Source organism: Variovorax sp. GW821-FHT09D05, assembly GCF_059416325.1.
The window spans coordinates 1-19,907 of sequence record NZ_JBWKOZ010000013.1 but is presented as its reverse complement, the minus strand read 5'-3'; the positions used below and the strand labels follow the sequence as shown (position 1 = coordinate 19,907).

The 19,907-nt window shown below is 64.6% G+C and carries 17 protein-coding genes; 10 read left to right on the top strand and 7 right to left on the bottom strand.

All coding sequences use genetic code 11. The features are described from left to right. Positions 1 to 38: 38 nt before the first annotated feature. Positions 39 to 911, top strand: coding sequence for a LysR family transcriptional regulator (locus AC07O3_RS29665; protein WP_093179654.1), 873 nt, complete (start codon positions 39 to 41; stop codon positions 909 to 911). Between the two features lie 399 nt (positions 912 to 1,310). Here the strand turns inward: AC07O3_RS29665 and AC07O3_RS29660 are convergent, their stop codons facing one another. The 3 genes from AC07O3_RS29660 to AC07O3_RS29650 all read right to left on the bottom strand — a co-directional run bounded on the left by AC07O3_RS29660 (position 1,311) and on the right by AC07O3_RS29650 (position 4,592). Next, entirely contained in the window at positions 1,311 to 2,471 is a 1,161-nt protein-coding gene (locus AC07O3_RS29660) for a serine hydrolase domain-containing protein (RefSeq protein WP_495341018.1), read from the bottom strand. Between the two features lie 268 nt (positions 2,472 to 2,739). Then, the gene (locus AC07O3_RS29655; RefSeq protein WP_495341017.1) at positions 2,740 to 3,609 is read right to left on the bottom strand and encodes an NmrA/HSCARG family protein; all 870 of its coding nucleotides are present in this window, start codon (positions 3,607 to 3,609) and stop codon (positions 2,740 to 2,742) included. A gap of 41 nt (positions 3,610 to 3,650) precedes the next feature. Beyond that, complete coding sequence (locus AC07O3_RS29650; RefSeq protein WP_495341016.1) at positions 3,651 to 4,592, bottom strand: NADP-dependent oxidoreductase; 942 nt, start codon at positions 4,590 to 4,592, stop codon at positions 3,651 to 3,653. A gap of 104 nt (positions 4,593 to 4,696) precedes the next feature. Here AC07O3_RS29650 and AC07O3_RS29645 point away from each other — a divergent pair, with 104 nt between their 5' ends. Then, positions 4,697 to 5,572 carry a LysR family transcriptional regulator gene (locus tag AC07O3_RS29645; RefSeq protein WP_097198568.1) on the top strand — a complete coding sequence of 292 codons (876 nt, stop codon included), beginning with the start codon at positions 4,697 to 4,699 and terminating at the stop codon, positions 5,570 to 5,572. A gap of 61 nt (positions 5,573 to 5,633) precedes the next feature. Next, the gene (locus tag AC07O3_RS29640) at positions 5,634 to 7,271 is read left to right on the top strand and encodes an alpha-amylase family glycosyl hydrolase (protein WP_495341015.1); all 1,638 of its coding nucleotides are present in this window, start codon (positions 5,634 to 5,636) and stop codon (positions 7,269 to 7,271) included. 4 nt (positions 7,272 to 7,275) lie between these two features. On the opposite strand, the gene AC07O3_RS29635 is transcribed toward AC07O3_RS29640, so the two are convergent. Genes AC07O3_RS29635 through AC07O3_RS29620 form a run of 4 tightly spaced genes read right to left on the bottom strand, consistent with a single transcriptional unit; the run spans position 7,276 to position 14,013 of the window. Further along, positions 7,276 to 9,576 (bottom strand): CocE/NonD family hydrolase, encoded by a 2,301-nt coding sequence (locus AC07O3_RS29635; RefSeq protein WP_495341014.1) that lies wholly within the window; start codon positions 9,574 to 9,576, stop codon positions 7,276 to 7,278. Beyond that, positions 9,573 to 11,333: an ABC transporter ATP-binding protein/permease gene (locus tag AC07O3_RS29630; RefSeq protein WP_495341013.1), complete on the bottom strand. Its 1,761-nt coding sequence runs from the start codon at positions 11,331 to 11,333 to the stop codon at positions 9,573 to 9,575. The genes AC07O3_RS29635 and AC07O3_RS29630 overlap by 4 nt, the downstream gene beginning before the upstream one ends. A gap of 2 nt (positions 11,334 to 11,335) precedes the next feature. Next, positions 11,336 to 12,727, bottom strand: a complete 1,392-nt coding sequence (locus AC07O3_RS29625; protein ID WP_495341012.1) for a glycoside hydrolase family 15 protein — start codon at positions 12,725 to 12,727, stop codon at positions 11,336 to 11,338. Next, on the bottom strand, positions 12,724 to 14,013 hold the full coding sequence (locus tag AC07O3_RS29620) for a glucoamylase family protein (protein WP_495341011.1): 1,290 nt from the start codon (positions 14,011 to 14,013) through the stop codon (positions 12,724 to 12,726). The genes AC07O3_RS29625 and AC07O3_RS29620 overlap by 4 nt, the downstream gene beginning before the upstream one ends. Positions 14,014 to 14,152: 139 nt before the next feature. Between AC07O3_RS29620 and AC07O3_RS29615 the strand changes: the two genes are divergently transcribed. The 7 genes from AC07O3_RS29615 to AC07O3_RS29585 all read left to right on the top strand — a co-directional run bounded on the left by AC07O3_RS29615 (position 14,153) and on the right by AC07O3_RS29585 (position 19,755). Beyond that, entirely contained in the window at positions 14,153 to 16,297 is a 2,145-nt protein-coding gene (locus AC07O3_RS29615) for a glycoside hydrolase family 3 N-terminal domain-containing protein (protein WP_495341010.1), read from the top strand. 295 nt (positions 16,298 to 16,592) lie between these two features. Beyond that, positions 16,593 to 16,907 (top strand): hypothetical protein, encoded by a 315-nt coding sequence (locus AC07O3_RS29610; RefSeq protein ID WP_495341009.1) that lies wholly within the window; start codon positions 16,593 to 16,595, stop codon positions 16,905 to 16,907. 287 nt (positions 16,908 to 17,194) lie between these two features. Continuing rightward, positions 17,195 to 17,716 carry a hypothetical protein gene (locus tag AC07O3_RS29605; protein ID WP_495341008.1) on the top strand — a complete coding sequence of 174 codons (522 nt, stop codon included), beginning with the start codon at positions 17,195 to 17,197 and terminating at the stop codon, positions 17,714 to 17,716. A 103-nt stretch (positions 17,717 to 17,819) separates the two neighbouring features. Further along, positions 17,820 to 18,176 carry a hypothetical protein gene (locus AC07O3_RS29600; protein ID WP_495341007.1) on the top strand — a complete coding sequence of 119 codons (357 nt, stop codon included), beginning with the start codon at positions 17,820 to 17,822 and terminating at the stop codon, positions 18,174 to 18,176. Positions 18,177 to 18,334: 158 nt separating this feature from the next. Continuing rightward, positions 18,335 to 18,856: a hypothetical protein gene (locus tag AC07O3_RS29595; protein WP_495341006.1), complete on the top strand. Its 522-nt coding sequence runs from the start codon at positions 18,335 to 18,337 to the stop codon at positions 18,854 to 18,856. 97 nt (positions 18,857 to 18,953) lie between these two features. Further along, positions 18,954 to 19,241, top strand: coding sequence for a hypothetical protein (locus AC07O3_RS29590; protein WP_495341005.1), 288 nt, complete (start codon positions 18,954 to 18,956; stop codon positions 19,239 to 19,241). Between the two features lie 88 nt (positions 19,242 to 19,329). Then, entirely contained in the window at positions 19,330 to 19,755 is a 426-nt protein-coding gene (locus tag AC07O3_RS29585; RefSeq protein ID WP_495341004.1) for an NIF family HAD-type phosphatase, read from the top strand. Positions 19,756 to 19,907 lie beyond the last annotated feature (152 nt).

Genomic DNA, 19,907 nt, shown 5'->3' with positions numbered 1-19,907 from the left:
TTCCCTAAAATCGCACATATCCTGGAGAAAACGCACTGATGATGGACTGGGAAAGTTTGCGCCACTTCCTGGCGATCGCGCGCATTGGCACACTCTCCGGCGCTGCCCGCGCCCTGCAGGTGGACCATGCCACGGTCAGCCGCAGATTGGCCTCGTTGGAGTACGAGCTGCAAGCCGCCTTGGTTGACCGCCTGCCCCGTTCCTGCCGGTTGACGCCGCTGGGTCATCGGGTGTTCGAACAGGTGCAAGCCATGGAAGATGGGGCCTATGCCATCGAGCGGCTGCTGCATGCAGCGCGTGCGCCGCTCGATGGCAAGGTCTCACTCAGTGCGCCCCCTGTCCTGGTCACGCAGCTGCTAGCAAGCCACATGGCCGAGTTCAGGCGTCGTCATCCGGGGCTCCAGCTTGCGGTCTCGGCCCAGGGCCAGCAGGTGTCGTTGATCCGGCGCGAAGCCGATGTGGCGCTGCGTCTCGTGCGGCCCAAGGACGCCAGCTATGTCGTGCGGCGGATCGGCCGGATGCACTTCGGGCTGTATGCCAGCAATGACTATGTCCATCTTCAGCGCCCGGCCGAATGGGAGTTCGTCGCCTTTGACGCGCAGTTCGACGAGATGCCGCAGCAGCAGTGGCTGCTGGGACTGGCCGACGGCCGCCGGGTAGCCTGCACACTGAACGACATTTCCAGTCACTTGGCGGTTGCGCGGGCCGGCGCTGGCGTGGCCGGATTGCCGCGCTTTCTCGGCGATGTCGATCCGGGTCTACAGCGGCTGGAGCCGGACGGCAAGCCCTTCTTCCGCGACATCTGGCTGCTTGTGCATCGGGATCTACGGCGTAGCGCATCTGTGCGTGCCGTGATGGACTTCATCGCACAGATCGTGACTGAGCAGCCAGCACTACGGCTAGCCATATAGAGCGGCCGTGCCCCTGCGGAGCGCCTGCTCCAGATCAGTTGCGCGAATTCGCGAGTTCAGGTCGACCGGTCGCGCTGCAGTGCTGCCGACCAAATGGCTCGACCAAGAATGGCCGCGAATGTGGTCAGCTTAGTCGGGTTTCCGGCGACCGGTTGGACATACCGTCAGACGATCTTGGGTCGAAACCTGAAGTCCACTTCTCGACGCCACGAAAGTCAGGTATCCGGTGAGCCACGTGCCGCGGCCTATGTCGGTTCTGGGCCCCAAGCGGATGTAGCGAGTGCAACGTGGGCCATCGCCAAGCGGCCAGTCACCGTAATAGGCGTTTCGCGAAGATCGCCCGGTGTTTCGCGGTTCAATTAAGCGCTGACAGCATGGACGCCAGTCACGGTATCCGAGTCACGGGGACGGTGAGATAGCCTGCAGCACATCGTTGAACACGCCGTACTGCAACTTGAATGCCTGCGGGCTGTAGTCCTGGTAGTAGCCTGCCGTCACGGCAACGACGAGATCGAGCTCGGGCACGATGCGGATCGATTGCCCGCCTCGACCGAGCGCACCGATCCAGCGGACTATTCGTCGGTGCGCTCTGGCATGGCCGCTCCACCAAAGGTAGCCGTAGTCCTGGTCGTCCGTTGCCTTGATGAGCGACGCGGTGGAAGCTTCGATCCAGCCCTTCGACACGATCTGGCGTCCATCCCAGCGACCGCCCGCCAGCACGAGCTGTCCGATCTTCGCCATATCCCGTGGACGCATGCGAAGGCCTCCGCCGGCGTCGCTGTCTCTGCCCATTCGGCTCCATTCTTCGCCGGAGATGCCCAGGGGCTCCAGCAGGCTCGTTCGCGCGAACTCGTCGAGCGGTCTGCCGGTGGCCCGATGCAGGATCGCCGATATAAGCGCCAGCGCGCCGGTACTGTAGAAGAACTGCTGCCCAGCCGCCGCCACAGTTCGGCGCGTGAGCACGTAGCGACACGGATCTCCCGAAAAATACATGCGCGTTTCGTCGTTCGCGAGATCGCCGGTCGCGGGCGTTGACTCGATCCATTCGAGGCCGAGCGTCATGCCGAGCGCGTGCCGCAGCAACAGGCGATCCGATTCTGGCGTTCGCAGGTCTGCGAGTTCGGGGAAGAAGCCAAGGATCGGCTCGTCGACGCCATGGATCAGCCCCCGGTCGATCGCGATGCCGACGGCGAGCGACGCGACGCTCTTCGTCGCTGACTTCATTGCATGGCGCATGCCGGCGTTGAAGACGACGTTCTCCACACGGCTGCCGAAAAAGCTGGTCGGCACCTGATCGCTGCCTTGGAGGTAGCGCTCGAAAACGAGCCTGCCGCGATGCACGACAAGAACCGAGTGAATGTTCGAGCCCGAAGCCGCAAGCCGATCGGCCATCTTGCTGAGTGCGGTGGTGTCAACGAGCTTGTCGTCGTCGCCCGCGGCGATGTTCCAGCCATCTTCTCGCGACGTTTTTGCGGCGAAGCCTCCGATCGAATGGGTGCATGCTGACACGCCGAGTGAGGCGAGCGCAGTGCCAACAAGAACGAACTCACGGCGTTTCATGGCACGTCGACGGTGGAAGGTGCATTGATGTTAAGCAGCGAAGGCTGCGCGCGTCAATCGCTTGCTCCTCCGAGCTAACGATCCCACACCTTTTTAATGAGGATAGAGCATCGCCGAAGCAGCCATTCGCGATTGGCCGCTTATGGCCGATAGTACTCACCCGCGCTTTGCCGCCAAATGCCAGTAACCGCCGCGCACGGAACGGACATCAGATCCCCAGAGCGCGGCGTGTGATGCAGTCCCAGCCGACATACGCGAAGCACGCAGCCTACGACGCGGCAACGGCCTCCTTGACGAAGTCGGTGTACTTGCGCAGAGGACGCCCGAGGATGGCCAGCAGGCGATCCGCGGCGCCGTCCGCGCCATGCATGCCGAACTTCTGGATCCCGGCCATCATCAGGCGCATGTCGTAGGCAAGCCAGGACGGGCCCGATGTGGCCATCTGCGCTTCGAAGGCCGCCACGTCGTCTCCGCCGTAAGTCACTTCACGACCGAGCGCAGCACTCCAGATTTTGGCCACCGACTCTCCGGTCAACAGCTCGGGCCCGACCAGCTCCAGCGTCACGCGTGGTGACGGCGCGGTCGCGCGATCGCGGCGCAGCAGTTCGGCGACGGCGGCGTCCGCGATGTCTCGTGCATCGATCATCGCGACGCCCGTGGAGCCGATCGGCATCGGGTAGACGCCATAGCCCTGGATCACCTGCTGGACCATGCGCTCGTTTTGCATGAAGTAGGCCGGCCGAAGGACGGTTGCCGGAATGTCGAGGCTCTCGATCATTCGCTCGACCGTGTGCTTGCCGGTGAAGTGCGGCACATCGGTGAACTTGTCCGCATGGATGACCGAGAGGTAGACGATGCGCTCGATGCCAGCTTCGCGCGCCAGGTTCAGCGCGACGAGGGCCTGGGTCACTTCGTCGGGCGTGACGGCGTTCAGAAGGAACAGCGTGCGCACCGACGACAGTGCCGCGCGCAATGAGGGCACGTCGGTCAGGTCGCCGACGACCTCCTTGACGCCGGTCGGAAAGCTCTGCTTTCCGGGTGTGCGAACGAAGGCGCTGACTTCGGCGCCGGCACTGGCCAGGCCTTGGACGACGAGGGAACCGATGGTGCCGGTGGCACCGGTGACGAGAATGCTCATGGAAATCTCCTGGGAGGTTGGTGGGGGGATGAAAAGATCGATCAGCGCGAGAAGTCCGCAACGACCTTGCCGATGCGCGGGTCGGTGCGATTGCGTTCGATGGCCATGGGGATGTCGCCGAAGCCCACGACTTCGTCGAGCTTCGAAATCAGCGTGCCTCCGGCGATCCCTGCCGCCAGCCGTTCCAGGAGCGCCGCGTCCGGCTTGCTCATGAACCACAGTCCGCGGCGGCCGGGAGGCGTGCGTGCCAGGATGTCGGGCGAGGACGTGCCGACGATCGCGCCGTCCTTCGTCAGCACCTGCCATGAGCGATCGAGCACTTCGCCGCCAACGTAGTCGAGCACAAGGTCGATGTCGCGCGCGACCGACTCGAAGCGTTCGGTGCGGTAGTCGATGACGTGGTCCGCGCCCAGGCTGCGCACGTATTCGATATGGGCGGTCGACGCCGTCGCGAAGACTTCGGCGCCTGCCTGCTTGGCGTACTGCACGGCATAGCCGCCCAGCCCTCCCGCTGCACCATGAATGAGGATTCGCTGGCCTGCGGCGATCGGACCCGCGTGGTGCAGGCTTTGCCAGGCGGCCACGGCCGCGACGGGGACGGCGGCCGCATGAACGTCGTCCAGGCCTTGCGGCGTGCGCACGAGCTTCGCCTCGTCGACTGCCACGAACTCGGCATAGGCACCCAGGCCGCCCAGCGGGCCCATGACGCGATCGCCCACGCGAAAACGCGAGGCGCCGGAGCCAAGCGCTTCGACGACACCCGCAAGCTCGATACCCAGCACGGCGGGCAGTTGAAGCGGGAATGCGTCCCGGACGAAGCCTTCACGAATCTTCCAGTCGATACCGTTCACGCCGGCCGCCCGGACGCGCACCAGGACCTGGCCCTGTCCGGCCGTGGGCCTCGCGGTCTCGGCGACCTCGGCGGCGGCAGCACCGCCATAGGTCCGGATAAGCACGGCACGTTGAGTGATGGTGGTGGTCATTTCAGTTTTCTCCTGTTGAAGTTGCGGTAAGGAGAAGATAGGCCGTTGCATTGTTAAAACGAAGATCCGAAAATGAAGATACCTCGTTTCAATTTCGGAACACCATGGATCTGAATGCACTGAGCGACTTCGCGCTCGTCGCAATGAACGGCGGCCTCGGAAAAGCAAGCCGCGCGAGCGGTAGATCGAAGGCGACCTTGTCCCGGCGCATCGCCGATCTGGAAGAGCAACTCGGCGTGCGGCTCATCGAGCGCAGCGCCCGCGGGCTCAAGCTCACAGAAGCCGGGCAGATGCTGATGGACCGCACCGAAGGGCCGATGCACGAGGTGGCCGACGCCATGACTTCCGCGCGCGAGGGCTTGTCGGTGCCCCGCGGACGCCTGCGCATCGCTTCGCCGGTGCTGTTCTCGCAGTTGGCGATGGGCCGCATCTCCGCCGAGTTCTGCACGGCCTACCCCGAGGTCAGCTGCGAGGTGGTGGCGGACGATCGCCTGGTGGACCTCGTCGAGGAGCAGTTCGACGCCGCGATCCGGATCAATCCAAGCCCGGACAGCAGCCTCGTCGGCCGGTGTTTTGCCAAAGACCGGCTGGTGGTCGTGGCCGCGCCCTCCGTGCCCGTGCCTGCGCCAGGCAAGGTCAGCCCGGTCCCAGGCATCGTCTCGACAAGCTTTCAACCGACGAACTGGACGCTCGACGACGGACGCCTTGTCCTGGAGCCGATTCCGAGGCTCAGACTTTCCTCGTTCCTGATGATTCGCGACGCTGCGATCGCCGGCGCTGGCGTCGCCCTGATGCCGCAGTCCATCGCGTGGAACCAGCTGACGCGCGGAGAACTGGTTCAGTGGGGCATGGTTTCAGGCGTGGAGGTCGCGCTCTGGGTCCTGCATACGTCGAGGCGACTCCCTGCACCGAAGGTTCGGGCGTTCGTCGACTTCATGTGCGCGCAGTATCCGCAGGGGTCTCTCGTACTGAACGGCTAGGTCAGCTGTTTTCTTTCTGGGGAAAATGGACCCACCCGAAACCGAGCATGAGGGGATCAAGATGTCAGCCGACGACTGGTGGAAGTGCGGAATCGTCTATCAGGTCTACCCGCGTTCGTTCCAGGACAGCAACGGCGACGGCATCGGCGACCTGGGCGGAATCCGCGCCCGGCTGGATCATCTGGTCTCGCTCGGCGTCGATGCCATCTGGATCTCGCCGATCTATCCGTCGCCGATGGCCGACTTCGGGTACGACATCTCCGATTTTTGCGGCATCGATCCGCGCTTCGGCACGCTGGACGGCTTCGATGCGCTGGTGCAGGAGGCCCACGCGAGAGAGCTCAAGCTCATCCTGGACTTCGTGCCCAACCACACGTCGGATCGTCATCCGTGGTTCGCGCAGAGCCGCAGCGCGCGCAGCGATCCGCGACGCGACTGGTACATCTGGCGCGACCCGGCGCCGGGCGGCGGGCCGCCCAACAACTGGCTCAGCAATTTCGGCGGCCCGGCCTGGGCCTTCGATGCGACCACCGGCCAGTACTACTGCCATTCGTTCCTGAAGGAGCAGCCCGACCTCAACTGGCGCAACCCCGAAGTGCGAGCCGCGATGTACGAGGTGCTGCGCTTCTGGCTTCGGCGCGGCGTCGACGGATTCCGTGTCGACGTGCTCTCTCAAATCATCAAGGACGCGCAGTTCCGCGACAACCCGCCGAATCCGGACTTCGCCCCGGGCCAGGACCCATTTTTTCGCTGGTTGATGCTCTACAACACCGACCTGCCGGAGGTGCAGCCGATCGTGGCCGAGATGCGCCGCGTGGTCGACGCGTTCAGCGACGCACGCTCGTCGCGCGTGCTGATCGGCGAGCTCTACCTGCCGCTCCCGCGCCTGGTCGCCTACTACGGACTCAACGCCGAAGGTGTGCTCGAAGGCGTGCAGCTGCCCTTCAACTTCCAGCTGATCGCGACCGAGTGGCAGGCGGCGCGCATCGACCGCTTCGTGCGCGACTACGAAGCCGCCTTGCCCACCGGCGCCCAGCCGAACTGGGTGCTGGGCAACCACGACAGACCTCGCATTGCGAGCCGCGTCGGGCCACAGATGGCGCGGCTCGCGGCCATGCTGCTGCTCACGCTGCGCGGCACGCCGACGCTCTACTACGGCGACGAGATCGGCATGACGGACGTCCCCATTCCCGCCGATGAAGTGCAGGACCCGTTCGAGAAGAACAAGCCTGGCATGGGCCTGGGTCGCGACCCGGAGCGAACACCCATGCAGTGGAGCGCTGCAGAGCATGCGGGCTTCACGACCGGCACGCCGTGGCTGCGCCTGGCAGCCGACTGGCCCACGAACAATGTGGAGGCGCAATCGCACGACGCAGGGTCGATGCTGGCGCTCTACCGGCGCCTCATCGCGTTGCGCCGCGCGCAGCCCGCGCTGAACCGGGGCAACTTTGAAGCGCTTGAAACCGGGGGCGAAGTGCTCGCCTATGCGCGCAACGACGAAGGGCAGCGGCTGGTAGTGCTCTTGAACTTCGGCACCACCCCGGCGCCGATTTCGCCGGCGTTGATGCCGCACCAACCGATCGTGCTCGCATCGACCGATCCTGCGCGCGCCGAGTTCATCAAGGGGCCCCTGGTGCTGGCGCCTTGCGAAGGCATCGTCATCGGCGCCGTGGACGACAAGGGTCCGACGACACGATGAGCAATCAAGACTTGCCGGTCTGGATCTCGACGTAGCTGCGCGCATGCCAGCGCACTCGGATGGGCCATTTCGCGTCGGCAATGGTTTCCGAATTCACGTCCTTGCCGCTGCCGTAGTTGATCTGCCGGTCGGGACGCCTGTTGAGGCCGATCAGCAGCACGATGCGGCTGCCCGCCGCGAGCTTGCAGGCCGTCACGCGTTCGGCGGTGAACGCAAGCAGCTGACGCTCGCCGGCCCGCAGAAGCCGGCGACGCATGCGATGGCCTGCGTAGCTGGCGCGAAAGTCGTAGGGATCGAACAGCAGCTGGTATTCGCCGCTTGCCGTCTGCTCGTACAGCGAGATGTTGAAGTCCACGTCCTGCCGTGAGGGCGTGATGTCGAACACGCCGCGCAGGCTGCCGATGAGCTCGGTGCCCTCCGGGAGCGGATCACTGACAAAGCTGATGCTGTTGCGCGCCGGCAGTTGCTTCACGCGCAGCGCGTCCGGCCACGGGATGCGCACGTCGCGTCGATCGGCGAGATCGACCGAGAGCCGCACGTTGCCACCGCCTTCGGACGGCGACGGCAACAGGCGGTGCGGGTCGTCGCGCTCGCGGGTGTCGAGGTGAAGGCGCAGCGGGGCGCGCTGCGGCGCGTCCAGCGTTGGCGCATGGCGCCACTGGTCCGCGCCCATCACCTGGTAGTTGACGCGATCCATCAGCAGGGGAGGTTTGTTCGCGCCCTTCAGGATGTGGTCGAGCCATTGGTAGCGCAGCTCGGGCAGGTCGACGCGTGCGACGGGGTCGAGCGTGTAGCCGCGCAGCGTTGCCGCCGTGCCGCGCCGGATCGAGGCCGCGTCGTAGGGGCCGAGCAGCAGCGTCGTGTCGGCCTGCGGCCGGTTGCGCAGATGCTCGTGGTGGAAGTAGAGCGCGCCGGCATCGGCGCCGTAGTAGCCGGCAAAGCCGAGCACCGGAATGTCGATTCGCGCAAACTGCTCCGCCGACGGCAAGAACTTCTGCCAGTAGCGATCGTGACTCGGGTGCGTCAGCCAGGTTCGGATCAACCTGCTGCGCTTGCCCAGCAAGACGCGGTCTATGTCCCAGTAGGGGCGATTGCCACGGTGCCAGCGTGCGTCGAGTGCCTGCCACATCGTGTCCGGGTCCGCGTCGGCGTCGACGCCGGCCCGCAGGGGCTCGGCAGTCGCGTGCTCCTGCGCCCAGCGGACCATGGCGTTGCGGAAGATTTGTCCGGCCATCGGGAAGTCGATGCCCGGCGCCATCGGCGCGATCGTGGCAATGGCCTTGAGGGCAGCCGGTCTCCTGCGGGCGGCGGCCCAGGCGGCGTAGCCGGAGTAGCCGTCGCCGAGCATGGCGACGCGGCCGTCGCTCCACGCCTGCCGGGCAATCCAGTCGATGACGGCGGCGGCGTCTTCGCCGTCGCGAACGAACGGCCACACGGCGCCCTTGCCGTCGGGCGTGCGTCCGCGCACGTACGCCGTGACGCCGACGTAGCCTTTGGCGGCGCTGTGCTGTGCGTCGTCCTCGGCGGGATCGAGCGTGAAGCGCAGCAGCGTCGGCAGGGCTGCCAGTGCGTCGTTTGCGCGGCCGGGCCGAACCAGGTTCGCATGAATGACACCCCCGCGCACGGGAATCCTGACGTCAGCCTCCGCCACGTAGCGGTTGCGGTTTTCCGCCGCGAACAATTCGGGCAGCAGCGCATTGAAGCTGCGACGCGACTGGTACGAAAGCCAGGTTCGCACGAGCGCCAGCGCATCGGCCTGCGGGAGGCTGCCCTTCGCACGCCAGAGATCGAAAGCCTGGCGCAGCGGCTCTCTGTACACCGCCGGCGGGATTTCGAGCCGCGCCATGATGGCCTGGGCTTGCGCGTTGTCGAGCGGCGACACCAGTTCCTGGAACGAGCGCGCGTAGGCTTCGGCGAAGCCGAGGCGCCCGTCCGCTTCGAGCATGCGCGCACGCGCATAGATGCCGTCGAGGATCGCCCGCTGGACCAGGTCGTCGAACGGCTTGCCCTGGCGGCGGCTGCGCAGGGACGCGCTGCTGTCGTAGGCTGCACGGTAGGCGCCGCTGACGATCTGCAGGGCGGTCAGGTTGGCCAGGAAGACATCGGTGTCCGCCTCCTGGTACACCGGCAAGATGCGCTCGGCCAGGTCCCGCATCAGGTCCGCCGCGGTGGCATCGTCAGGATCGCGCGGTGGCCGGAAGCCGAAATCGGCCGCCCAGGCCCAGGTCGGCCACGCGGGCAGCGCAAGAATCAGCCGCATGAGGGCGCGACGCGCACGACTGACGGTTGACCCGGGGTGTCTCATGGTCGCTGCTCCTCGGGCACGGCGTTCGGCGCCTTGACCAGATGCACCACCCGCGTGAACAGCCGGTCGTGCGCTCCTCCGGCCGAGCCTATATGAACAATGCCCGTGTGCGTGAGCTTGCCCAGCGCGTCGATGATGAGTTCGAGCGTGTCGTCGTCGAACGCGCCGAAGGCTTCGTCCATCACCAGCCAGGGCGGCGCCTGCAGCACCACGCGGGCGAAGCCCAGCCGCAACTGCTCGTCCATGCTGAGCTCGCTCTCCCAGCGACCCGTCTTGTTCAGCAACTGTTCCAGGCGCTGGAGGCCCACACTCGCCAGCGCGGCCACCATGGCTTCTCTCGGGTAGCTCGATGGCTCCATCGCATACGACAGCACTTCGGCCAGCGTGCCGCGGGGAATGTAGGGCGTGCCGCGCGGCATGTAGTGAATCGTCTCGCCGACGGGCCGGCGCACGGTGCCGCAGCCCCAGGGCCAGAGGCCCGCTAGCGCCCGGAACAGCAGGGTCTTCTCCGTGCCCGGTGTGCCGAGGATCAGGACGCACTGGCCGCGGTGCACGACGAGACCGGGGTCGTCCAGCTGATCGTGGCCGCTCCAGGAGCGAACCTCGAGCGCTTCGATCGCGAGCGTCCCGGCTTCGCTCTCTTCGTAGGCGATGCGGCTGCCACCTGCCTGTGTCTCCAGATCGGAGGCCAGCATCCGGCGCAGGTCGGTGACACGCAGCAGCGTGGCGCGCCAGTCGGCAATGATGCTGAAGTTGTCGACGAACCAGCGCAGCGACGACTGTGCCTGGGTGAAGGCCGCGGCAGCCATCATCAAGCCGCCGAACGAAACCTTCCCCGAGAAGTAGAGGGGGGCGGCCACCAGCGTCGGCGCGATGATGGTGACCCAGCCGAAGCCCGCGGTGACCCAGGTCAGGTTGGTCAGCCCGAGCACCACGCGCGACGTGGCGCGCAAGACGTCGCCGAAATGCATGGCAACGCGACGCTTCTCGTCGGCCTCGCCACCAGCCAGGGAGATGCCGTCCAGATGCTCGTTGATGCGCGTCAGCGAGAAGCGCAATTCGCCTTCACGCGCGTAGCGCTCGGCGTTGCGCGAGATCAGGCCGTTGCCGACCCAGTAGGTGAGCAGCGAGCCGGCGATCGCATAGGCAATTGCCGCCCACAACATGAAGCCCGGCAACACGTGGTCCTCGCCGTTGAAGAAGAGGCTGAAGTCCTTGGAGATGACCCACAGCACGCTCGCAAAGCTGCCGAACAGCATCGCTGCCTGCAACAGACCCACGCCGAGGGTGACCGACAGATCGCACAGCTTCAGCGTGTCGTCGTGCATGCGCTGATCCGGGTGGGCCCCCATCGGGCCGCTGGCCTGGAGCCAGAACGCCCGGCGCGGCTGCAGCCACAGCCCCACGAGGTCATTGACCACGGCCTCGCGCAGCTTCAGCTGCAAGGTTTCGCCCAGCCACCTCTGTGCGACGTTCAAGACCAGCAGCACGCCCGCAATGATGGCGAAGACGCCTACCTGCACGACGAATTCGCTCAGGTCGCGACGCGAGATCGCATCGTAGAACGGCTTGTTCCAGCTATTGAGCTCGATCTGCCCATACGCCGTGAGCGCGACGACCACGACGATCGCGCCCATCAGCACGACAAGCGTTTTCGCGACCGGGGACACTCGCAAGGCGCCGAGCAACTCGCGGACCTGACGGAAGACACCGGCTCTTGCAGCCGGCTCGACACGGTTCTCAGGCCTCGCGCTCATCGCTACCGCGGCGCCTGACAAGCGGCGGCCGCGATGCGGCGCGCCGAGACACACGAAATGAAGGCGGCGTGGCTCCATGCCAGTTGCTTCGCCGAGGTCTGCGCGCCGCTGCGCTGGTCGAACTGTTCCGACAGATCACCACCGGCCGGCGTGTACGCGCGCACGGTGGCGAGGTAGGCGTCGCCGCGCCCCATCCACTGGTTCCAATGGCGTGCATCGCCGCCCATCGCCGCGGCGCGGAAACAGAACTCGGCGGCACCGAGTGTCGAGAAAAAGTACGCACCGCCCGAGTAGTACACGTCGCCGGCATACCGCCCCATCGCCGCGCCACGGCCTGCGGCACGGCCTTGGTTGATCGGATAGGCCGCATCGAACAGCGCGTCGAGTCGCGCCAGCGTGGCCTGCATGCGCGGATCGGCCGGGCCATGCGCGGCCTCGGTGCCGAGGCTGTGGATTGCCGACAGGATCACCGCGATGTCCAGCGCCTTCGCACTGGGCTGGCCGTCCACCAGCACGCGTGAACGGTAGTAGCCGCGCGTCGAGTCGCGTTCGTCTCGCTCGTCTACCCAGTAGTCGTCGAGCAGGCGCTGCACGGCCCGCGACTCCTCCCGGCAGCGCTGCGCCAGCGCCGCGTCGCCCAAGCCCTCCAGCCATGCCGCGCCTTCGGCCAGCGCGGCCCCTGCGACGCGCAGTGTGTAGTAGTGGTGGCCGAGCTCTTCCTCCCAGATGTCGTACGACGGCTCGCGCCAGTGACGCAGCGTGAAGCCGATGTCGAAGCGAATCAGCGGCGTGACCTCCGCCAGCAGGGCCGCGTCGAGGTGCCCTCCGGCTGCCCAGCGCAGCAGCGCCAGCGCGCGCAATGGCGGCCCGTCGTGCTGGGGGCGCGCCCAGCGGAGGACATCGAGCGTGCCGTCGGGGTTCACCCGCGTCTCGGCGACGACCGCATCGCCGTGGACGCTCGCGAGGTCATGGTCTTCGCGCAGGTACTGCAGGAGTTCGGGGGCCACGCGCGCTCTGCGGCCTTGCTCCGCGGCAACCGCGCGGCCGTCGAGTCCGTTCACGGCAAGGCTGAAGCGGGTGAAATCGCGCAGATGCTGCAGGGCTTCGTCGCCGATGCGTCGGTCAGCGTAGAGCAGGCGCAATGCATCGATGACGACAGCAGAGTCCCGGAACCAATGAAAGAAGTAGTCCGGGTCCGGGTCGTAATTGCCGAGTACGGGCGAGGCAATGATGGCGCCGGCGACCGGCCGTATGGTCTGACCGAAGCCGGGGCGATGCTTGACGATCGACACCGGCGAGATGCAGGGCAGCATCGCGCTCGCCGAAGCAGACAGCTGTCTTTCGAGCCATGACTCGAAAGCCGGGTCTTGCTGGCTCGCCACGCTGAAGGTCACGGTGCAGGCGACTCGAGGTGCGGGCTGCTGAAGTCCAGGGCGCGCAGCCCGGCCTGCACTTCGGGCACGCTCATGAACAGTTTCCACAGAAGGCCCGTGCGATGGTTCTCCATCATCACGACGATCGGGCCCTGGTCGATGGCGAGATATGTCTCTGCGAACCAACCGCGCCGTTCGCAGAACGCATCGATGAAGCCGTAGTCCTTCCACAAGCGCGTGCCATGCACGGTGAGGAAATGCCGCAGAACCTGCATCACCTCGGTGGGCGCATACGGCAGGCTGGCCAGCGCAGCCGTCGGCGAAATGGTGCCGTTGTCGATGTCCGGGGCGTGCGCGAGGTAGCCGTCGGGGTCGTCGCTGGCGGTCAGGCCCCAGCACGATTCACCGTAGCCCGGATGGCCATGAGGATTGGCGATGCAGTGCGCACGGTTGATCTGCAGGTGACGGCAGTTGAGGTCCCAGTAGTCGGCGTAGCGATCCTTCAGGCCGTGCGGATCAAGGCCGCAGAACGAGTAGTGCGTGAAGAACAGCGGGCCGCCGTACGGCATGCCCAGCGGTATCTCGATGTCGTAGTACGACCGGCCGTTGAGGAAACCGGCCCCCGCCGCAAAGCCGCGGTGGTACACCCGCGGATCGATCGCATGGCGCGGCGCGGCCGACGCCAGCAGGTAGGTGATGAGGCACTCGTTCCAGCCGCGCACTTCGTGGTTCATCGCCCAGCCGTGGTTCGGGCTCCAGTGCCAATACAACACGTCCCGTCCGCCCTGGGTGAACCAGTTCCATTCGACGTCGTGCCACAGCGTGTCGATGTCGCTGCGCAACCGGCGCGCCGCGGCCGTGTCCTCGCTGAAATACTGGCGCGCACAGAGCAGCCCCATGCAGAGGAACGAGGTCTCGACCAGATCGCCCGCGTCGTCCTTCGGGCTCATCGGGATCGTCTCGCCGCTCGCTGCGTCCATGAAGTGGGGGAAGGCGCCGTGGTAGCGCCTGGCGCGAAAGAGGGCGTCCCGCATGCGCCCCAGGCGCTCCAGCGCTGCGTCCCGCGTGACCCAGCCGCGCTCCACCGCGACGATCAAGGCCATGATGCCGAAGCCCGTGCCGCCGATCGCGACCCTGTCATCGGGCAGGTCTTCGCCCGTGGCGCCGACGAGCGTGCGGCGGTCGAGCGCCAGGCCGCTGTCGGCATCCGCACCGTCCCAGAAATAGCGGAAGGTCTGCCGCTGCACGGCGTCGATCAAGGCTTCATCGGGCAGGGCTGCCAGTGCCCTCGGGTTCCTGTCATCCATCAACACGAACGGTTCCTTTCGTTGTTGTCCCGGGTGTCACGTTTGGTTTCACCGAATCATCGGCGGCGCCACGCGGCTGAGGGCTCTTCGCCCGCAGCATGCCATCATTAGGCCCCCTGGGTTCTATTCGAAATCCCTGATGAGTCGCATCGATACTCTCATGGCCCGGATGACGCTAGCCGAAAAGCTGGGTCAACTGACGATGACTGCCTCCGGCTACACGGTCACCGGGCCGGTGCTCGCGGGAGACTCCACGCAGTCGATCATCGACGGCACCGTCGGCAATCTGCTGAACATGGTCGGCGCCGGTCACACGCACGAGATGCAGCGACTGGCCGTCGAGAAGTCGCGGCTCGGCATTCCGCTGCTGATCGGCCTGGACATCATTCATGGCCATCGCACGCTCTTTCCGATCCCGCTTGCGGAGGCCGGCACCTTCGACGAAGACCTCTGGGAGCGCACGGCGCGGGAGGCCGCACGCGAAGGCGCTGCCGACGGCCTGGCGATGACTTTTGCGCCGATGCTCGATGTATCGCGCGATCCCCGCTGGGGCCGTACCGCGGAAGGACCCGGCGAAGACCCTTGGCTTAACGCACGCATCGCGCAGGCCAAGGTGCGCGGCTTCCAGGGGGGCGATCTGTCATCGGCCGATTCGCTGGCCGCCTGCGCGAAGCATTTCGTCGCATACGGCGCAGTCACCGCGGGGCGGGAGTACGCCGCCGTGGACATCTCCGAGCGCACCTTGCACGAGGTGCATCTGCCGGGCTTCGCAGCAGCGGTGCGCGCCGGCGTTGCGACGCTGATGCCCGCCTTCACCGATCTCAACGGCGTGCCGATGACTGCGCACATCCCCTTGCTGCGCGACTGGCTGCGCGGCGAGATGGGCTGGGACGGCGTCATCGTCAGCGACTACAACGCGATCGCGGAATTGATCAAGCACGGCGTCGCGGCCGATCTCGTCGATGCCGCGGTACTGGCGCTGAAGGCCGGCGTCGACATCGACATGATGGCCGACGCGTATCGCAAGGGCCTGCCCATCGCGCTCGCGCAGGGACGGGTGACGATCGAAGCGATCGACGCGAGCGTGCGCCGCGTGCTGCAACTCAAGGAGCAGCTCGGCCTGTTCGACGACCCTTACCGCCGCGGCGCGACACCCGAACTCGCGGCGGTTGTCGCCGAGCGGCACGCGGTGGCGCGCGACGCCGCGCGCAAGGCCATCGTCATGCTGAAGAACGAGCGGGACACCCTGCCTTTGCCTGCTGCGGCGAAGGCACTGTGCGTCATCGGCCCGCTGGCCGACGCAAGCACCGAGATGAAAGGCCCGTGGTGGGGTGCCGGCGAACACGAGCCGGCCGCGAGCGTGCTTGCCGGCTTGCGTGCCGCGCTGCCGCAGACCGACATACGCCATGCACCCGGCGTTGCCATCGAGAGTGATGACGACAGCGGCATCGAAGCTGCTGTTGCGCTGTGCGATGGCGTCGACGCCGTCCTGCTGTGCCTGGGCGAGCGTGCCACCATGAGTGGCGAGGCCGCGAGCCGCGCCACGCCCGCGCTTCCCGGGCTACAACAGGCGCTGGCCGAAGCGGTGACGGCACGTGCACACGCGCTCGGCATCCCCGTCGTCGCAATCTTGTTCTCGGGCCGTCCGCTCGTCGTTCCCTGGCTGGCCGAACACGCCGATGCGCTGCTGGCAGCGTGGTTCCTCGGCATCGAAGCCGGCCATGCGATCGCCGACGTAGTCACGGGCCAGGCAACGCCAAGTGGCCGCACGCCGATGAGCTGGCCGCGCGCCGTCGGGCAGCTGCCGATCTACTTCGGCCAGCGTCCCACCGGTCGGCCGATGAATCCCGCCGACTACTTCACGAGCAGGTACCAGGACGTCGAAAATTCGCCGCTATATGCCTTCGGCCACGGCTTGACCTTCGGCCGGTTTGTCTACGACGAGCTTCAGGTAGAGCCGCGACGCGTGCGCGAGCAGGACGCGCTGAAGATCAGCGTCAGGCTGCGCAACGTTGGTGCGCGTGAGGCTGAAGAAACTGTCTTCCTGTTCGTTCGCGGCAAGCGGAGCCGTGTCACCCGGCCGTTGCTGGAACTCAAGGGCTACGCGAAGCTGCGATTGATGCCGGGCGAAGCCGGCTTGGTGAACCTGGAACTGCCGGCGGCCGAGTTGCGCTACCTCGGGCCGGACCTGCAGCCCTTGTTCGAGGCGGGCGAAGTCGAGATCTTCGTCGGGCCGAGTGCTGAGCAAACAGGGTTGCTGCGGCAGACCATTGAATTGTGTTGAAGCCCTAGGGCGTAGGGGCATGCCGTTACCCGTGGCTATACTGCGCCGGTCAGTTCAAAAAGAGGCGTGATCGGGCTTGGACTCCCGTTGAAATCACTGCGACGCAAGCCGCAGTCACCCCGCAGGGTCTGCGGCTTCGTCGTTCGTGCTTCCAGTTTTGGCGGCTCGATGGGCGGGCGCAAGCCCGGCCGGTTTCACGCAAGTGGTTTCCCGGTAGTCCAACCCGTCGAGCCGCCGCCTCCGCTTGGACTCGGGGGTGTCGGTTTCAGCAAACCGAAACCCTTGGAGGCCATTCATGGCTGCATCTGCTCGCGCTTCTGCGCTCGTCTCTTCGTTTCCCGAATCTTCTGAAACTGCCGGCGTTGAAGCGCTTGTGCTGCAGGCGTGCGATGACATCGACAGCTTTCACGCTGTGCATCGCGCCTATGCGTGTCTTGAAAAGCTCATCGTTCCGCAGAGGATGAGCGATACGGAAGAGGTCTATCCGACGCGCGCCGAACTCGGCGCTCTGGTGCGGCTAGTTAATGAAGAACTGCAGCGGCGCGTCGAAACGGCCGAGGCTACGATTCAGTCGTTGCGTGCTGCCGCAGGCGAGGGCGGTGCGCAATGAAAAGATCGCCATGAACCATGTCCGTCGGCTTCGGGCCTTGTTGCGAGGGCCGTGCGCGAGGCTCCAGTCGGGCATGAATGTCGTACAGCGACCTTACCTAGATCGCCGGAAAGCAGACCTTCGCAGCATGCTCACAACACTAGTCGAACAGATTGGTATCGCGGCAATGAAAGCGCGTGCACACCAACTGAAGGCGCGTCAACAATCAATTGCTAGGAAGTCCAAAGTATTGAAGCTCGCCAATCGTGGCTAGGCAAGCGCAGCTTCGTTCACAACGCAAGGAGATCATGGAAAGCGAAAGAAAACGACTCGAGGAAGAGCAAACCTTCGCCATCTTTGCACTGCCTGAAGACTATGCGTACTACATCGGCCAGGTGGTGAGCATTGGTTCCGACGGCTTGAGGGTCGTTCGCAAGCAACTTTCGATAAAGAGTCCGTACAGAATTGAGGTATTGCCTGCATCCAGCATTTCCAGAGTGGAATACGAGAGCGGCTTGGCGGCAACGCGAATCGTGGCGGGCGTACTGGTGCTGCTTCTACTAGTTGGCATCTTCTACTACTTGGGGGTTTATTGGGACAGCCTTGAGCCAGGGACGACCATCCGGGTCGGTCTGCTTGGGCTTGCCGGGATCTATGGGCTGAAGTGGGCCTTTATGTCGCGGCGGCACCAACTGACATTTCATCTCCACGACGGCAGTCGAGTTCGATGGCGCTCCCGCTCGGGCGACTTCAAGTACAAAGAGCGGGTTGCCAGTCGTGCAGTGGAGCATTTAAGAGAGCTTGGATTGCTGGCCCGCAGTGCGGCATAGGGGGCTTGGCTTGACGCAATCCGGCCAACTGCGGTCGTTCAACGGCGCTGCACAATCGCGTCCAAAGCGGCCACCCGCTGCATACGGCTCACGAGGAGGAGTTTTGGGAATCAGCCTGTTTGTCGAGCGGCTCGGCCGCGCCAATGCCATTTCCCTGGAGGAATGGGGGAAGCTCGTCGCCAACGAGCCGGACCTACGGCTTCGCGCCAAGCCGTATGCCGCCATCAACCCTGAGACCGGTGAACAGATTCATCTCCCAGTTGGCGATGCAGACTCAGAGATTTACAGCGGAATGCAATGGCATCCGTTTCTTCGCTTTGCTCGAGGCAAGTTGGTCATGGAGTATCAGTCCGGGTTCGAGAATCCGGACAATGAGCTTCGGCTGCGGATCGCCTCGATTTCAAGGGCACTCGACGCTCAGATCACAACTGACGTTGATGATGAGCCTTTGAAATGGTAGCAAAGCGAATAGGTCGGGACGCGGCCACAACCGGACTTTCACTTCCATTCTCGAAGCTAGGGCTAGTGCACATGTCGCATTCGAGAATTCCTCCCTTCGCATTCACAAGAGGTTGACCAATGGGCCGGAGTATTTACGTTGCAGCGACGGCGCTCGTCTTGGCATTGCATACCCCCGTCTTTGCACAAGCGTCGGTGAAAGTTGTCGAGGCGGCTCGACTCCAAGCAGCTCCTGTCCAAGCGGTGGTGGATCTCACGGAGCAGATTTCTTGGGTCAGAAAATCTGAGTCCTGGATGCAGCGAGACGTTGAGCAAGGCTTGCTCCCAGGCAAGTACGGCTTACAGCTGAGGGATGCGGACGGCGTCTACCACCTTGGACCAGAATTAGCGGTGTATGTGGTGGAGCGAAACTCCGTCGCAGTATTCCGTGGCGGTGTGTTTATTCCTATCTCCCAGGCGGCCTCACCGCGCCTATTTGCGGTGGAGGAAGGTAACCCTCGAAGGGGGAAAACTTTGGCTGAGGCGATGAACTCTCAGCCTCCGGGAGGAACTATTTTTCCTCTTGGAATTGCCTTGATAGAAACCTGGGCGATAGCGTCAAATCGAGGCAATTTGGTGCTGCTTCAGGAAATACAGGACGATGTCGTCGCGGCGAAAGTACGGGCCATCTTCCACCCCTAGAACAAATCTGGCAGATAGGCTAGCGGCCACATCCTATTGAGCGACCAATGGCAAGAGTCGGCCAATAGCCGTCACTCATGCCAGAGACTCAACTTAAATGAATAAGGGCGAGATTGCACTCAAGATCACTAATCACGAGAGCATTGAAAGCCTGATTGGCTTCGCGTCATCGTGGTTGGTCGATCTAGGCTTCGTATCGCACGCCGGGCCAACTTGTGCGCTGCTGATGCCAGACGACCCTGAAGAGATCGACCTGCATGACCAGGAGCAATTCAACTGGTTTCGAGCCTCAGTGGTCGAGTCTCTGCACGTGGCGGGGCTGGCCGGAGTCTGCGTGGCTGCAGGGCCAACTGACCCTGCAGCGGAAGACGTCCGCCGACTCTGAGTGCATTTGGCTTCGAGCAACCGTAGTGCCGCAGGCGAGGCAGAATTCGGCCGGAAGCGGACTCTTACCAACCGAGCCACATCTGTTCATGACCAGCTACGTCCTCGCCCTCGATCTCGAAGGCACCTTGATCTCGAATGCGATGAGCCAGATCCCCCGACCGGGTCTGGCAAATTTTCTGACGCGTTGCGCTGAAATTTTTCCCCGCATCGTCATGTTCACCACCGTCAAGGAAGATCGATTCAGAAGGATCGCGCGCTTGCTGGTGGACGAAAAGGTCGCACCCGATTGGTTTGCGGATGTCGAGTACGTCACATGGAACGGGGAGACAAAGGACCTCCGATTTGTGCCCGGCGTGCAACCGCACCAAGTGTTGCTTGTAGACGATTTTGAGAAGTACGTGCATCCGGGCCAGGAAGCTCAATGGCTGCAGATCGAGTACTTCGACTATCCCTATAGTTCGACAGATACCGGCCTTGCCAAGATGCTTCAAGTTCTGGTGGCGCGTGCTTGATTTCCGACTTGGTTCAGTACGGTCGCGGCAAGAATCGGTTAAGGGCCTTTTCGCCGGCAGTGCGACCGGCTACAGCCGGCCACATGCAGTCATTCAGCCAATTACCACCAGTCCCGCGAGACCGGTCGTTCGTGGCGCATTCCAATCTAGAA

Bases quoted from the DNA above. Each gene is read 5' to 3' on its own strand.
- AC07O3_RS29645 (WP_097198568.1), top strand. From the start codon at position 4,697: ATGGATCTGAATGCACTGAGCGACTTCGCGCTCGTCGCAATGAACGGC.
- AC07O3_RS29650 (WP_495341016.1), bottom strand. From the start codon at position 4,592: ATGACCACCACCATCACTCAACGTGCCGTGCTTATCCGGACCTATGGC.
- AC07O3_RS29665 (WP_093179654.1), top strand. From the start codon at position 39: ATGATGGACTGGGAAAGTTTGCGCCACTTCCTGGCGATCGCGCGCATT.
- AC07O3_RS29635 (WP_495341014.1), bottom strand. From the start codon at position 9,576: ATGAGACACCCCGGGTCAACCGTCAGTCGTGCGCGTCGCGCCCTCATG.
- AC07O3_RS29585 (WP_495341004.1), top strand. From the start codon at position 19,330: ATGACCAGCTACGTCCTCGCCCTCGATCTCGAAGGCACCTTGATCTCG.
- AC07O3_RS29610 (WP_495341009.1), top strand. From the start codon at position 16,593: ATGGCTGCATCTGCTCGCGCTTCTGCGCTCGTCTCTTCGTTTCCCGAA.
- AC07O3_RS29655 (WP_495341017.1), bottom strand. From the start codon at position 3,609: ATGAGCATTCTCGTCACCGGTGCCACCGGCACCATCGGTTCCCTCGTC.
- AC07O3_RS29605 (WP_495341008.1), top strand. From the start codon at position 17,195: ATGGAAAGCGAAAGAAAACGACTCGAGGAAGAGCAAACCTTCGCCATC.
- AC07O3_RS29630 (WP_495341013.1), bottom strand. From the start codon at position 11,333: ATGAGCGCGAGGCCTGAGAACCGTGTCGAGCCGGCTGCAAGAGCCGGT.
- AC07O3_RS29620 (WP_495341011.1), bottom strand. From the start codon at position 14,013: ATGGATGACAGGAACCCGAGGGCACTGGCAGCCCTGCCCGATGAAGCC.
- AC07O3_RS29615 (WP_495341010.1), top strand. From the start codon at position 14,153: ATGAGTCGCATCGATACTCTCATGGCCCGGATGACGCTAGCCGAAAAG.
- AC07O3_RS29590 (WP_495341005.1), top strand. From the start codon at position 18,954: ATGAATAAGGGCGAGATTGCACTCAAGATCACTAATCACGAGAGCATT.
- AC07O3_RS29640 (WP_495341015.1), top strand. From the start codon at position 5,634: ATGTCAGCCGACGACTGGTGGAAGTGCGGAATCGTCTATCAGGTCTAC.
- AC07O3_RS29660 (WP_495341018.1), bottom strand. From the start codon at position 2,471: ATGAAACGCCGTGAGTTCGTTCTTGTTGGCACTGCGCTCGCCTCACTC.